This is a genomic window from Paractinoplanes rhizophilus, from assembly GCF_042664765.1.
GTDB classification, from domain to species: domain Bacteria; phylum Actinomycetota; class Actinomycetes; order Mycobacteriales; family Micromonosporaceae; genus Actinoplanes; species Actinoplanes rhizophilus.
Genome location: NZ_JBHTBJ010000026.1, coordinates 13,300 through 28,266, shown reverse-complemented (window position 1 = coordinate 28,266; position 14,967 = coordinate 13,300). Strand labels below are relative to the sequence as shown.

Annotated in this window: 9 protein-coding genes and 1 pseudogene; 4 read left to right on the top strand and 6 right to left on the bottom strand. The window is 73.6% G+C overall.

Annotation, left to right across the window (positions count from 1 at the left end; all coding sequences use genetic code 11):
- Positions 1-11 precede the first annotated feature (11 nt).
- A complete protein-coding gene (locus tag ACFQS1_RS27805; protein ID WP_378973876.1) occupies positions 12-929 on the top strand; it encodes a LysR family transcriptional regulator in 918 nt (305 codons plus the stop codon).
- Positions 930-1,021: 92 nt separating this feature from the next.
- Here the strand turns inward: ACFQS1_RS27805 and ACFQS1_RS27800 are convergent.
- Positions 1,022-1,851: pseudogene (locus ACFQS1_RS27800) on the bottom strand (DUF1028 domain-containing protein).
- A 205-nt stretch (positions 1,852-2,056) separates the two neighbouring features.
- Positions 2,057-3,184, bottom strand: a complete 1,128-nt coding sequence (locus tag ACFQS1_RS27795) for an AI-2E family transporter (RefSeq protein ID WP_378973874.1) — start codon at positions 3,182-3,184, stop codon at positions 2,057-2,059.
- 88 nt (positions 3,185-3,272) lie between these two features.
- Between ACFQS1_RS27795 and ACFQS1_RS27790 the strand changes: the two genes are divergently transcribed.
- Together ACFQS1_RS27790 and ACFQS1_RS27785 are read left to right on the top strand one after the other, a co-directional pair.
- A complete protein-coding gene (locus tag ACFQS1_RS27790) occupies positions 3,273-4,634 on the top strand; it encodes a dihydrolipoyl dehydrogenase family protein (protein ID WP_378973872.1) in 1,362 nt (453 codons plus the stop codon).
- A gap of 207 nt (positions 4,635-4,841) precedes the next feature.
- A complete protein-coding gene (locus tag ACFQS1_RS27785) occupies positions 4,842-5,579 on the top strand; it encodes an SDR family NAD(P)-dependent oxidoreductase (RefSeq protein WP_378973870.1) in 738 nt (245 codons plus the stop codon).
- 330 nt (positions 5,580-5,909) lie between these two features.
- On the opposite strand, the gene ACFQS1_RS27780 is transcribed toward ACFQS1_RS27785, so the two are convergent.
- Both ACFQS1_RS27780 and ACFQS1_RS27775 read right to left on the bottom strand, forming a co-directional pair.
- Positions 5,910-10,484, bottom strand: a complete 4,575-nt coding sequence (locus ACFQS1_RS27780; protein ID WP_378973868.1) for an MMPL family transporter — start codon at positions 10,482-10,484, stop codon at positions 5,910-5,912.
- A gap of 41 nt (positions 10,485-10,525) precedes the next feature.
- Entirely contained in the window at positions 10,526-11,473 is a 948-nt protein-coding gene (locus ACFQS1_RS27775) for a hypothetical protein (RefSeq protein WP_378973866.1), read from the bottom strand.
- Between the two features lie 259 nt (positions 11,474-11,732).
- Between ACFQS1_RS27775 and ACFQS1_RS27770 the strand changes: the two genes are divergently transcribed.
- A complete protein-coding gene (locus ACFQS1_RS27770; RefSeq protein WP_378973864.1) occupies positions 11,733-12,320 on the top strand; it encodes an FKBP-type peptidyl-prolyl cis-trans isomerase in 588 nt (195 codons plus the stop codon).
- A 15-nt stretch (positions 12,321-12,335) separates the two neighbouring features.
- On the opposite strand, the gene ACFQS1_RS27765 is transcribed toward ACFQS1_RS27770, so the two are convergent.
- Entirely contained in the window at positions 12,336-13,136 is an 801-nt protein-coding gene (locus ACFQS1_RS27765; protein ID WP_378973862.1) for a YaaA family protein, read from the bottom strand.
- Positions 13,137-13,228: 92 nt separating this feature from the next.
- A complete protein-coding gene (locus tag ACFQS1_RS27760) occupies positions 13,229-14,875 on the bottom strand; it encodes a copper resistance CopC/CopD family protein (protein ID WP_378973860.1) in 1,647 nt (548 codons plus the stop codon).
- Positions 14,876-14,967: the final 92 nt, after the last annotated feature.

Sequence of the window (14,967 nt, the reverse complement as noted above, 5' to 3'; positions counted from 1 at the left end):
AAGGGGAGCTGATGATAGACGTACGCCGGCTGGCCGTGCTCCGCGAGGTGGCGCGGCAGGGCAGCTTCAACCGGGCGGCCGCGGCCCTGCGCCTGACGCCGTCGGCCGTCTCCCAGCAGGTCAGCGCGCTCGAGCGGGGCCTCGGTGTCGCGGTGGTGCGGCGCAGCACCCGCGGCGTCGAGCTGACCGAGGCCGGGCGCGTGCTGGCCGGGGCGAGCGACGCGATCACCGCCGAGCTCGCCAACGCCGAGGAGGAGATCGCCCGGCTCGCCAGCCGGCGCACCGAACGGCTGACCGTGGCCACCTTCACCAGCGGCGGCCAGCGGCTGTTGCCCCCGGCGCTGCTGCGCCTCACCGCCGCCCACCCGGGCGTCGAGCTGACCGTGCTGGAGGTCGAGCCGGAGGAGAGTCTGCCGCTGGTGCGCTCCGGCGGGGCCGACCTCGCGCTCGCCTACCACTTCGACGGGCCGCCGCCGGTCCGGCCGGGGGACCGCTCGGGGCTCACCTGGACGCCGCTGCTCGACGACCCCATGTGGATCGTCCTGCCGGCCGGGCACCGCCTCGCCGGGCGCGAGTCGGTCGCGCTGGCCGACCTGGCCCGCGAGCGGTGGGTGCACGGCTGCCTGGTGGTCGGCGACCTGCTCGACCACTACGCGGCGATGGCCGGGTTCGAGGTGGTCACGGCCTGCCGGGGCACCGACTACATCTTCGCCCAGTCGCTGGTGCGGGCCGGGGTCGGGGTCAGCATGATCCCGCAGGTGGCGCTCACCGCCGACCTGGGCGGCCTGGCCACGGTGCCGCTCGACCAGCCGTGCCCGTCCCGTTTCGTCGGCATCGTCACCGCGCAGCGCCGCCCCCGGCCGCTCGCCGACGCGCTGGCGGCGGCGCTGCACGACACGGTGGCCGGGCTGCCCCTGCCGGCCGCGTAGGAGCTTGCCGGTGGCCGTGCCGGTGGCGCCGCGGCGTGGCCCCGCCGGCCGCGCGGGAGCTTCGTGCCCCTGCGCGCCGCGCGGGGGCTGCGCTATCGGCCGCGCAGGACGTCGAGGACCAGCGGGTCGATGGCGCCGGCCACCAGGCGCTCCTCGAGGTTCTCGATGCCGGCCCAGTCGGCCAGGGCCTCGTCGAGATCGGGCTGCGTGTGGCCCTTGCCGGCGAGCAGCTCGCGGACCTCCTCGGCGGCCGGGCCGGTCAGCGGGAGCAGCGAGCCGGGATCCGGGCGCTCGAAGTACAGCGTGTGCAGCTCGAGCAGGCGGGAGAGCTCCGCGACCGGATCCGGGTGGTCGTCGACCCGCAGGTCCACCCAGACGTCGCTGGTGCCGCCGTACCCCATGCCCCTGGCCACCACCAGGAGCGCCGCGCTCTGCCGGCCACGACGGTCACCCCCGGCGAGATCGCCGGCGCGCAGCGCGGCGAGCAGCCGGTACGCCAGGCGGGCCTCGCCCGCGGACGCCTGCCACGCCACCCCCATGGCGTCGACCACCTGCGGCCCGGCCAGCATGTTGCCCTGGATCGCGAACCCGTCGCCGGCCGTCCCGCCCGCCCACGGATGGCAGTCGCGGCCGGTGAACGTGCCGCCCTCCCCGGCGGGGCCGACCACCCCCACCTGCCGCTGCGCGACCGGGCCCGCATCGCCGGCGACCAGCGCCTGCACGGTGTGCGCCGCGCTCACCCCGGTCTGCAGCAGGGTCAGGGCCTGCGGGCGGTAGGCGAGATTCGCATACGACTGGGTGGCCACCGCGCCCACCCCGGCGAGGGCGGCGGGGACGGCCGCGCCGACCCCGAGGACTTGCTGGCCACCGCGACACCGTGGGCGAGGCCGTCGGCGGAGCGGGCGACGATCGAGAAAGTCATGCGCAGTATTTAACATCCCGGACCCATCCGGCCTATGTGTACCGACACGACAGGAGGCTTATGCTCCGCTCTGGAGACGTGATCCCCGTCGGTGCCCGTCGCCGCCCTTGGCGGGCCGACGCTGGACTGAACGCCTGACGGCGCCCGGTCCGAGGTGCTGCGGGCGCGCATGGTGGTTGCCGCGACCGGTACGCCCGCAGCACGTCTATGGCTGGGGCTGTTCGTCTGGCTGGGGCTGCTCCTGCGGCTGCGGCTGCTCCTCCGGCTGCGGCTGTTCGTGTGGCTGCAGTCGTTCCCTGACGTAGGACCAGACGGTCGCGAGCACGGCCGCGACCGGCACTGCCAGCAGGCTGCCGACGATCCCGGCCAGGCTGCCGCCCAGCGTCACCGCCAGCAGCACGACCGCCGCGTGCAGGCCCAGGCCTCGGCTCTGCAGGATGGGCTGGAAGACGTTGCCCTCGAGCTGCTGCACCAGCACGATGATGCCGAGCACGATCAGCGCGTCGGCCGGGCCGTTGGAGACCAGCGCGATCAGCACGGCCACGAAGCCGGCGAAGAGCGCGCCGACGATCGGGATGAAAGCCGTGACGAACGTCAGCACGGCCAGCGGCAGCACCAGCGGCACGCCGACTATCCAGAGGCCGAGGCCGATGAACACGGCGTCGAGCAGGCCGACGAACGCCTGACCCCGTACGAAAGAACCCAGGGTGTCCCAGCTGCGGGCCGCCACCGCCGGCACATCCGTGGCGAGACGGCCCGGCAGCTGCCGGGCGAGCCACGGCAGGAACCGGGGGCCGTCCTTGAGGAAGAAGAACATCAGGAACAGCGCGAGCACCGTGGTGACCACGCCGTTGACGAACGTGCTCACCCCGGAGACCGTGTAGGTGACGATGCTGCCCACGCTGTCCTGGATCTTCTCGACCGCGGCATCGAGCGCCTGGGTGACCTGGTCGTCGCCGATGTTCAACGGCGGGCCGGCTGCCCAGGTGCGCAGCTTCTGGATGCCGTCCTCGACGCCGGTGGCCAGCTCCGGCGACTGCGACGCCACCGGCACCGCGATGCCGACGACGGTGCCGCAGGCGGCCAGCAGGAACACCACCATGACCGCCGAGGCGGCCAGGGCCGGTCGCCAGCCGTGCCGCCGGAGGAAGCGCACGGGCGGCCAGGTCAGCGTGGTCAGCAGCAGGGCCACGGTGAGCGGCCACACCACCGCCCACATCTTCCCGAGGATCCACAGCGCCACCGCCGTCATCAGCAGCACCAGCAGGGTCTGGCCGGACAGGCGCGCGGAGGTGCGCAACGCGTCGCGGGTCTTCCGGGCGCTCAACGGCATGAAGATCACCTTGCCATGGCGGGTCCCCGCTTCCCGGTATATCGACTCTGCGTGCTTCCCGCCGGGCGCCTCGGGAAGGATGCAAGGTATGCAGACTTTTGATGTGGTGGTCGTCGGGGCCGGGCCCGGGGGCGAGGTCGCCGCCGGACGGCTGGCCGAGGCGGGGCTGTCGGTGGCGATCGTCGAGGCGGACAAGGTCGGCGGCGAGTGTTCCTACTACGCGTGCATACCGTCGAAGTCGCTGCTGCGCCCCGGTGAGCTGCTCACCGAGGCGCGGCGGGTGCCCGGGGTGCGCGAAGCGGTCACCGGCAAGCTGGACGTGGCGGCGGTGCTGGCCAAACGGGACGACAACATCGGCCACCTCGACGACGCCGGGCAGGTGCCCTGGCTGACCGACCGGGGAATCACGCTCGTGCGTGGCTGGGGGCGGATCGCCGGGGAGAAACAGGTCTCCGTCGCCTCCGCCGCGGGCGTGGAGATCCTGTCGGCGCGAAAGGCGGTGATCCTCGCGGGCGGGACGGTGGCCGCCATCCCCGACATCGACGGGCTGCGGGACGCGTCGCCGTGGACGAACCGCGAGGCGACCACGGCGTCCGAGATCCCCGCGACACTCATCATCATCGGCGGCGGCGTGGTCGGGGCCGAGATGACCCAGGCGTACGCGTCGCTCGGGTGCCAGGTGACGCTGGTCGAGGGCGAGCGCCGGCTGCTGTCGCGCGAGGAGGAGTTCGCCTGCGTGCAGGTCACCGATGCGCTGACGGCGCAGGGGGTGGACATCCGCACCGGGCAGTGGGCGACGTCGGTGCGGCGTGACGGCGACAAGGTCACGGTGACGCTCGCGGACGGCGGCACGGCCACCGCCGACCAGCTGCTGGTGGCGGCCGGGCGGACGCCGCAGTCGCGCGACCTGGGCCTGGACGCCGACGGCTACATCGATGTCGACGACCGGATGCGGGTGCCGGGCAAGGACTGGCTCTACGTCATCGGCGACCTGAACGGGCGGTCGCTGTTCACCCACATGGCGAAGTACCAGGCGGCCATCGCCGCGGCGGACATCCAGGGCGGCGACATGGTCGTCGATCACCTCGCGGACGGTCCCGGCGCGCCCCGCGTGATCTTCACCGAGCCGGAGGTCGCGGCGGTGGGCTACACGGCGGCGGCCGCGGCGGCCGCCGGCATCAAGGTGCGGGTGGTCGACATCGGGACCGAGGCGAACGCGGGGGGCGCCTTCACCGGCGGCGGCCAGGGCACCTGCCGGTTCGTGGTCGACGAGGACCGGCAGGTGCTGGTCGGTGTCACGTTCACCGGCTCCGAGGTGGCCGACTTCCTGCACGCCGCCACCATCGCGATCGTGGGCGAGGTGCCGCTGCGGCGGCTGCGGCACGCCATCCCGCCGTTCCCCACGCGCAGCGAGATCTGGCTGTACCTCTTCAACGAACTGGGACTCTGACGCTCCATCGCGCAAGGCCGTCCCCGGGTCGGGGCCTCGGGACGGCCTTGCGCACGCGACGCTCGTCATGCGGCCGGAACGCGCCACATCGCGCCGATCCCGACGAACACCGTCATGCCGGTCGGCACAGGTCGCCACCGCCGTTGCCGGTGGCGCCGATGGCCGGCCGAGCCGCAGGTGAGCCTCCGGCCGCATAAGGTGAACGACATGGGTCAGCGGATTTTGATCACGGGCGCCCGCCGGGGAATAGGCGCCGCCCTCGCCGTGGGCATGGCCCGCCCGGGGAACTCCCTGCTGCTGCACCATCTCGATGCCGCGTCGGAAGCCGAGACGGTGGCCGGCCTCTGCCGCGACCTGGGCGCGCAGGCCGAGCTCCTGGACGCCGACCTCGCCGACCCGGCCGCTGTGCGGTCGCTCGCCAAGGCCGCCGGCCCGGTCGACGTCCTCATCAACAACGCCGCCAAGGCCTCGAACGTGGAAATCAGCGTGCTTGCGCTCGACGAGTGGCAGAAGACCTTCGCCGTCAACGTGACCGCGCCGATGCTGCTGGCCCAGGCCCTCGGCGCGGGGATGGCGGAGCGTGGGTGGGGCCGGATCATCAACGTCGTCTCGCCCACGGTGCGGATGGGCGGGCCGTCCGGCCCGGCCTATGTCGCCAGCAAGGCCGCGCTGATCGGGCTGACCCGCTCGCTGGCGCGCGCCCTCGGGCCGGCCGGCATCACCGTCAACGCCCTTTCGCCGGGCGCCATTCGCACCGAGGGCGAGGCGGAGCTGGCGGACGGCCGCGACGAGGAGGCCCACGCCCCGCTGGTGGCCACGCAGGCGATCCCGCGCTCGCTGGTGCCGGAAGACCTGGTCGCCACCGTGCGCCTCCTGGTCTCGGACGGCTCGGGGGCGCTCACCGGCCAGGTGATCGAGGTGGGCGGCGGCCTGATCTTCCGCTGATCGCGGCCCGTTCGCTTCGGGGCTCTGTCGCATGGCGGCCATGGTGGCCTTGATCGCCCGGCGCGCGAGTGCCGATTCCGCCGCCTGTGGACAACCGCGGTTGTCCACAGGCCGCCAAGATTTTCCCCGTCGCCGCCCGGCTCTGCCTAACGTGCTGGCCATCCCCGCCAGGGGGCAACCACAAGCCGAAGGGGTCAGCTCGATGGACAACCTCAGGTCGTATCCCGCCGCCGCCGTGCTCAGGCTGGTCTTGACCGCCCACGTGGCCGGCGTCCTGACCGTGCCCGCCGCCGCCGGGCGGCGTGCGCTCCGGCGGCCGCGGGACTGGTGTCAGTCGTGGGTGGCGTGGTCGCGCAGGTCGCGCGTGGTCTCCTCGCTCGCCGTACGCGCCGAGAGATGGTCGGCCAGGGTGGCCGGTCGCCGCGCGGGCGCCGGCGCCGGCGGCTCGTCGACCGGGCGGCGCATACGCGGGATCTTGCCCGACGTGTAGTCGCTCAGATCCGCCGGTCGTGATTCCCGCAGGTGGTCCGCCAGATCGGCGGGCCGCCGCGCGGGCGCGACGGTGGACGCCTTGCCCACGGGCGCCTTGGCCACCGGCACGTTGGCCGGCACGCTCGGCGCCCCCACCGGCGCGGGTGTCACCGGGGTGGATGCCGGAGGTATCGGTGCCGGCATGGGCACCACTGGCGTGGGCATCGTCGGCCGGGGCAGTGCTGGCGTGGGCAGTGCTGGCGTGGGCGCTGCTGGCGTCGGCTCGGTGGCCGATGCCGGCTTGGTGGAGGGTGCCTCTGTCTCGGCGGGTGCTTGCGCCGCGGCCGGTGGCTGAGCGGCGGCGGCTGCTTGCTCCGCCTCCGGTGCTTGCCCGGCGGCCGGTGCCTCTGCCGCGTCGGGTGCTTGCGCTTCGGCGGGCGCCGGCGCGGTGGCAGGTGTCTGCTCGGGTGACGTCGCTATGTCGGCAGGGGCTGCAGCTATGTCGGCAGGGGCTGCAGCTATGTCGGCAGGGGCTGCAGCTATGTCGGCAGGGGCTGAGGCAGCCGGCCCGGCTGCGGCTTGCGGCTGCGGCTGTGGCTCGGTCATGGACTGCTGCTCCGGAAGGGAGGGGATAGGCCGCCGGGGGAGCGGCTGATCGCCGAGCGTAGCCGGGCTACGCGTCGATGTCTGCCCGTCGAGGCCGTCCGGTTGCGGCGGCAGGTTCGCTACCAGGTGGGAGGCACGGGCTTGGGTGTACGCATCGAGATCGGCAGGCCTACTGTCCGTGCTCGCGGGCCGCCGCGAGGGGAACCGGTCGGCCAGCGAGGACGGCCGCCGCGCTGCTCGACCCGTCTCGTCGACGGCCTGGCGCTCGGCGGGAACCGGTTGCGCCGGACCGGATTGCGCAGTGTCCGGCGCGCTGGCCGCCTCCGCGCCGTCCGTGAGCGGGGCGGCGTCCGTGAACGGGGCGGCCTCCGTGAACGGGGCGCCGTCGGCCAACGGGGTGCCTTCGGTCAACGGGGTGGCGTCCGTGAACGGGGCGCCTTCGGCCAACGGAGTGGCGTCCGTGAACGGGGCGCCTTCGGCCAACGGGGCGGCCTCCGTGAACGCGGCGGCTTCCTCGAACGGCGGGACGTAGGACGACGGGGGGACGTAGGAGGACGGCGGGATGTAGGAGGACGGGGGAGTCCATGGGCTGTCGTAGGGGCTCGGGTCGGATGGAACCGGCGGTGGGGCGGCAGGCGGGACAGTGCTGGAGGTGGTCGGTGGGCTGAAGAAGAAGCCGTCGTCGTCGGCGACGGTCCAGTCGGGGGTGGGCTCCGACAACGGGTGGGACGCGACCGTCGGGAGCCAGGTGGTCACGTCGGACGAGAGAGGGTTGCCGGGCACGTAGGGGGTGCTGGACACGCCCGTCGGGGAGTCCCACGGGCGGACCTCGGACGCCTCGGCGAATGCCGGCGTTTCGTCGTCGGCCGCCTCCTCGAACGCGGGGGTGTCCTCGAACACGGCGGCTTCTTGGAACTCGGTGGCGTCCGCGGACGATGCGGAGGAGCCGCCGTCCGAGAAGGACTGGCGGTCGGCGAACGACCGGTCGCCGGCGATCGAGAGGTCGTCGTCGGGCGAGCGGTCGTCTTCTGCGATGGAGCCGAGCGAGCGGTCGTCAGTGAGGGAGCGGTCGGCGGTGAAAGAGGGGTCGTCACCGAAGGACTGACCGTCGGCGGCGGAATCGCTGTCGGCGGCGGAGGGCGCCTCGTCGGTGGTCTCGGATGACGCCGTGGGCGTGCCGGCCAGGGCCGGCTTCTCGGCGACGGGATCGGCCTCCTCGATGTAGGGCTCGTCGTCGAGGATGAGGGCGTCGACGATCGAGTCGTCGTCGTCCGAGGGCGGGGGCGCCGGGGTGTCGTCGGGGACTGTTTCGGCCTCCACCTCCTCCAACGGCGGGGATCCGGCCAGGTTGATGACGGCCGTGTCCTCGAAGCGGGCGAAGACCTGGGTCGCGTCGTCGGCCGAGAGCGAGCCGGCGGGGAGGGCGAACGGCGAGGAGCCGGCCGGCAGGGCGTGACGATCGGCTTCGGCGAAGGAGGCAGCCGCAGACGAGGCGAAGGAGGCAGCCGCAGAGGAGGCGAAGGAGGCGGCCGCAGAGGAAACGGCCGACGAAGAAGCGGCGGAAGAAGAGGAGGCGGAGGAGGGGGAAGAGGAGAGGGAGGAAGAAGAAGAGGCGGCGACGCCGACCGGGAGGGCTCGGGTGCCGGCGCCGTACGGCGCGTACCGGATGATCTGGGTGTCGTCGGGGGCGGCGTGGCGGCCGGGCGGCGTGGCGGGTGCGGGCTGTCCCTCGTACTCGGCAAGGCCGGCACGCTGCTGGAGCCGCCGCAGCGGGCCCGGCGCCCACCACGCCGCGTCGCCCAGCAGGCGCAGGACGGCGGGGACCAGGAGCATGCGGACGACCGTCGCGTCCAGGAGCAGGGCGATGATCATGCCGACGCCGACGAAGCGCATGGTGGTCACCGCGGAGAGGGCGAACGCGCCGGTGACGACGATCAGGAGCAGGGCGGCGGCGCTGATCACGCGGCCGGTGCGGGACAGGCCGGTGGTCACCGCCTCGTCGGTGGTGGCGCCGCGGGTGCGGGCCTCCACCATGCGCGACAGCAGGAACACCTCGTAGTCCGTGGACAGGCCGAACACCACGGCGGCCATCAGGACCACGATCCCGACCTCGAGGGGAGCGGGGCTGACGTCGAGCAGGCCGGAGCCGTGGCCCTCCTGGAAGATCCAGACGAGCAGGCCGAAGGTGGCGCTCAGGCTCAGCGCGCTCATCAGGACGGCCTTGACCGGCAGCAGGACCGAGCCGAAGGCCAGGAACATCAGCACCAGCGTGGCGCCGACCAGCAGCGCGACCATCCAGGGGAGGCGGTCGGCGGTCGCGTCCAGGCTGTCGACGTTGCGGGCGGTGGTGCCCCCGACCAGCAGTTGCGCGCCGTCCGGGACGGGGACGGCGCGGATCGCCTCGACCACGTCGCGGGCCTCGTCGCTGAAGGCGTCCGGCGTCTTCAGCGTGGCCGTGAACAGCGTGACCCCCTTGTCCCGGCGGGCCGCGCTGAGCTCGGAGATGCCGGGGATCTGCCGCAGCCGCACCGCGAAGTCGGCGGTGCTGGGGGCGTCGCGCAGCACGATCTCCACGCTGTCGCCGGTGAACTGCGGGTAGTCGGCCTTGAGCGTCTCGACGGCGACGCGGGCGGGGTCGCCGGCCGGCAGGATCCGCTCGTCGCTCTCGGCGAAGTGCACGTGCCGGATCGGGAAGGCGAGCAGCAGCAGGAGAGCGAGGATCGGCACCGCGACCGCGACCGGGCGGCGCAGCACGAAGGCGGCGACCCGGGCCCAGCCGCCGCCGGCGGTCCTGGACGTGCCGAGGGGCAGGCGGACCGGGATCTTGTCGACGCGCGGGCCGAGGACGGCCAGCATGGCGGGCAGCAGCGTCAGGGAGAGCACCGCGGCGAGGAAGACCGAGGCCAGGCCGCCGTAGGCGAGCGAGTTCAGGAAGCCCTGCGGGAACAGCAGCAGGCCGGCCAGGGCGATCATCAGCAGGGTGGCGGAGAAGACGACGGTGCGGCCGGCGGTGCCGACCGTGCGGGCGACGGCCTCGGCGGGCGTACGGCCCTGGGCCTGCTCCTCGCGGAACCGGCCCACCATGAACAGGCCGTAGTCGATCGCCATGCCGAGGCCGAGCAGGCTGGCCACGTTGACCGCGAACGAGTTCACGTCGTGGCCGGACGCGATCGCGTGCAGGATGCCCAGCGAGCCCAGCACCGCCGCGCCGCCGACCAGGACCGGCAGCGACGCCGCCACCAGCGAGCCGAAGATGAGCACCAGCAGGATCAGCGTGATCGGCACCGAGATCGCCTCGGCGGTGGCGAGATCCGCGGTGGAGCGCGACGAGGAGGCGTCGGCGAGCGTGGTCGCGCCGGCGAGCCGGACGGTCGCGCCGCCGACGGCGAACTTGTCGCTCACCGCGCGGTACGAGTCGAGCTTCGCCGAGTCGTCGTCGCCGGCCAGGGTGATCACCGCGATGGCGCTGGACTTGTCCTCGGCCGCGTACTCGGCCGATTTCGCCGACCAGTACGAGGTGGTGCCGGTGACCGCCGATTCCGGCAGCTTGGCCAGCGACTCCTTGACCCGCTTGGCCAGCGCCGGATCGTCGATCTTGCCCTTGGCCGGGGTGTAGATGACGACGAGGTCGCCGCCCTGCTCGCCGAAGGTGTCCCGCACGACCTCCGCGGCCTGGGTGGACTCGCTGTTCGGGTCGTTGTACCCACCCTCGGTCAGCTCCCCGAAAACACCCAGCCCCCAGACGCCCGCGCTGATCACCGCGACGAGCGCGACGGCCAGCACCGGCCACCGGAAGCGGGCGACCCACGATCCCCAGCCCGCGAACAATGTTTCCTCTTTTCCGGTTTGTAGCTAGATCCGGTTTGTAGCTAGAAGAGCGTGGCGGCCTCGAGGGCCACCCCGCCGCACCCGTCCCCGAAGGCCCGCGCCGTCGTCCACGTCAGATCGATCTTCGCGGCCCGGGGCGCCCGGTACGTGATCGTGTAGACCACGCCGCGGAACTGGCCGTCCCGCTGCTCCACCGTGGCCGAGGACGTCGCGCCGCCCGCCGACAGCCGGGCGTGCAACACCCCCTTCGCCGACACGACGCCGAGGTAGAGCCGCAGAGTCTGCCGCGCCGTCGAGGCCGGCGCCGAGAGCGTGAAGCCGTTCCCCGCCCCGCACGTGCGGATCCCGGTCGGCGTCCCGTCGCTGTGATCCACCGGGTCGCCGCCGGTCCACGAGAACCGCGACGGGCTCAGCGCGTGCCGGAACCGGGGCGCGGCCGGGGTCCCCTCGAGGATCGCGAACCCGCCGTTCTTGTCCCGCTCCAGGGAGAAGGTGCCGTCCTCGCCCCAATGCACCCAGTCCCGCTTGCCCTCGGCGGTCAGGTCGACCGCCGAGGGGGCCCCGCCGGTCGCGACGGCGATCGCGCCCTGGTCCACCGGCTTGCGAGTCGGCGGCGTGGACGGCGGCAGCGACGGGCTCGGCGACGGCGACGAGGAGGTCGGCGACGGCGACGCCGGCTCCAGCGGGATCAGCCCGCCCGGGCCGGTGCTGGGCAGCGCGGCCCCGCCGAGCGCGGCGGTGGGCGGCGGGTCCGGCAGCGGATTGCCGTCGGCGGAGCGCATGACCCGCGAGGCGACGATGCCGAAGCCGATCACGACGATCACGCCGGCCAGGATCACCAGGCCGGACGAGAGCAGCTCGTTCCACCCACGCCGGTCGTCGGACGCCAGGTCGGGGGAGGCCGCGGCCCGCCGGAGTCCGATGTGGGCGGTCCGTCGGTCCGGACCGCCGCGGCGCGCGGGAAAGCGACCATTACCGGTCGACGGCAAACCGACCCTCCCCTGGTCGTTCGCACGGCCCCGCCCGGCCGTGAAACTTTTTCGTACGGTCTCGCACAGTGAGCGCGTGCGGCGAGCCGGTAAACGATCTCATCTCACGCAGTGACGGTGAAGAACTATTTCAGTGACGATCCGAAAGGTCGATCACCCCCCTTGGCGGTTCGGCGGAGGTTTCCGGCGGGGTGGCCGATGCGTACGGGTACCGTGTCCGAAGTTTCCCCAGCGTCCCCTACCAGAGAGTCGACACCATATGAGCACCCAGACCGTGCGGCCGAGCAGCGGGGAGTCGGCGAAACGCCGCGGGCAGGCGTTCGCGGGCGCGATCGCCGGAGTGGCGGTCCTCGTCGTCCTGGCCGTCGTGTTCTTCGTGGTCCGGCATGATAATTCCGACAAGTCGGCGGCCGCGTCCGCCCCGGCCCCGTCGGCCGCCGAGCCGCAGGCCGCGCCCCCGGCCGCCGAGCCCGCCCCGGCGCAGGTGAGCACGCCGCCCGCGCTGGCCAAGGAGCCGGTGGTCAAGGCGGGCACCGGCACGCTCACCGACCTCGTGGTCACCCCGCTGGTGAAGGGCACCGGCCCGGCCGTCCAGAAGGGCCAGACGATCACCGCCAACTACACGCTGGTCAGCTTCAAGACCGGCGAGGTCAAGGACTCCTCCTGGTCGCGCGGCCAGCCGTTCACCACCCAGATCGGCGTCGGCGCCGTGATCAAGGGCTGGGACGAGGGCATTCCGGGCCAGAAGGTGGGCAGCCGGCTCCAGATCGACGTGCCGGCCAAGGACGCGTACGGCCCGTCCGAGGGCGACCTGCGCTTCGTGGTCGACATCCTCGACGCCCAATAGCTCCGAGCTCGTAGCTCAGAGCTCCCGCACGATCAGGTCGAGCCGGCGGGGCTGCCCCGCCGGCGCCGGCGTCTCCTCGATCTGGTGGCCCAGATCCTTCAGCGCGGCGACGACCTCGTCGACCGAGGCGGGCTCGAGGGACGAGCGGGCCAGGTCGCGCACCAGGCGGCCCTTGGTGGCCTTGTTGAAGTGGCTCACCACCGACCGTCGCGGCGATCCGTCCACCACGCGCTCGTGCAGGACCCGCAGGGTGGCCGAGCGGCCGGCGGGCGGCGTCCACATCGCCGCGTAGGCGCCGGACCTGAGGTCCAGCACCGGGCCGTCGGCGGCCGCCGGGTCCATCGCCGGTTTCAGGACCTTCTTCCAGTACGCCGTGAGCCCGCCGACCGGCGGCGGCAGCGTCACGCCCACCGACAGCCGGTAGGCCGGGATCCGATCGGCGAGCCGGACGACGCCCCAGAGCCCGGAGAACACCACGGCGCTGCGGTCGAGCCACTCGCGAGCGCCCGGCGCCAGGGTCGGCGGGTCGAGGGCTTCGTAGAGCACGCCGGTGTAGACCCGGTCGGCTCGCGCCGCCGGCGCCGAGGGCAGCGCGGCGTTGCGGGCCAGCTCGGCCTTCTGGCCGTCGGTCAGGCCGAGCACCCGCAGCGACTCCGCGACCGCGCGGGCGCTGGTGCGCCTGCTCAGCGCGACCAGGCGGGTCTGCACCCGCTTGCGGGCCGTGGCCAGGCGGGGCAGCCACAGCTCGTCGTGGCGCACCGGGTCGCCGGTGGCCGCGGGGGTCTTGCCCTCGGACGGCGGAAGCAGGATCAGCACGCCCGCGAGCGTAGACAACCGGCCGGGCGCCCGGCGCCACCAGGGCGTCGCGGGCCCGCGACGGGCGGCGGGGACCCGACGGGGGCCGGGCGTCAGCTCCTGGCGGGATCCGCCGGCACCGAGATGACGGTCTTGACGGCCGCCTGGTCGAGCTCGCCGATGCGCACCGTGAACTTGACCTCGTACCGGCCCGGGAACGGGAACGTGATCGCGCCGGCCGCGTGGTTGCGCGGCTGCAGCGGGAGCAGCGGCTCGGTGACCGGCTCGAGGTCGCGGCCGAGCAGCCGCGAGGTCACCGTCCACTCGTCGGCCGGCAGCGGCGCGCCGGCCGGGGTGTAGACGAACGCGTGGATGGTGTTGTTGTCGCCGATCTGGGTCGGGAAGATGTTGAACTGCAGCGTGTACAGCGGGCAGGTCAGCGTCTGCGACACCCCCTCGTCGCGGACCGCGCCCTGGTCGACCGCCGCGCTGCGGCCCGGGTTGACCTGCACCAGCACGGCGCTCAGCCCGAGGATCACCGCGGTGGCGAGCACCTCGGTCCCGACCGCGCGGCGCATCCTGCCCGGACCCGCGGTCACCACCTGCCGCCGGTTGACCATGCGGCGGGCGAAGAAGGCGGTGCCCAGCACCGCGGCCAGCACGGCGACCTTGGCGAGCAGCAGCCGGCCGTAGTCGGTGCGCCAGAGCGCGGGGACCGAGCCGACCTGCACGACCGCCTGCACCACCCCGCCGGCCACCAGCCAGACCACCGCCAGGGCGGCCCAGCGGGACCAGGCCGGCAGCACGACGCCGAGCACGCGCGGGTCGGTGCGGCGCAGCAGGAAGACACTCAGCGTGAGCAGACCACCGATCCAGACCGCCATCGCCGACAGGTGCACGACGTCGGAGGCGATGATCGCGGGCGACAGCGGCGCGGCGGCCGCGTGCCCGGTCAGCGGCCAGGTGACCAGCCCGCCGAGCGCCAGCACGGTCAGGGCGACGCCGCGCGGGCGGGAGAGGCCGCCGCGGGCCAGCGGGCGCAGGAGCCCGGCGACGATCGCGAGCACGGCCGTCCGGGCGATCAGGGTCAGGCCGAAGGAACTGGTCAGGACCTGCCCGAGCTCGGCGCCCGAGACATCCCACAGGGCCGACCCGCTGCTGGCCGGCGCCTGCGTCCACAGCGACGCGAGCGTCGCCACGAGAATCAGACCCAGTCCGGTGTACGCGAGCCGCACCGCGCCCGCGCGGGATCGGCGCCGCGGCCACAGGAAGGCCAGGAACAGCACCGGCCCGGCGGTGAGCGCGAGCCCGGCGTACCCGAGAAAGCGCGTGACCGGCGTCGCCACCGCGACCGAACGATGGGTCGTCCCGTCGGCCGGCGCCGCGGGCGTGGCCGACGGGGCGCCGACCGAGAACGTGATCGCGCCGCCGACCGGATGGCTGTCGGCCGAGATCACCCGGTAGCTGACCAGGTAGGTCCCGAGCGGCTGGCCGGCCCGGCGCACCGGGATGCGCAGCACGGCGCCCGCGACGCCGGGGGTGCCGGAGATCCGCTTGCCGTCCGGGCCGAGGACCTGCACGCGGCCGGTGACCGGGGTGACCGCCTCACTGAACGTCACGACGATCTCGGTGGGGGAGGTGCCGATGACGCTGCCGGGCGCCGGGGTCGAGCCGAGGAGCGCGGCGTGGGCGCTGGCCGGGCCGGCCGGGGCGGCGAGGAGCGCGCCGAGCGCGACGAGCAGAACCAGAAGTACGCGCACGGGCCTCGTCACATCTCGTAGTTCGTATCCCGTATCGGAAAGGTTCAACCGGGTATCGATAGGCTGCCAGGCAGGGTACTAAGGAGGCCAGC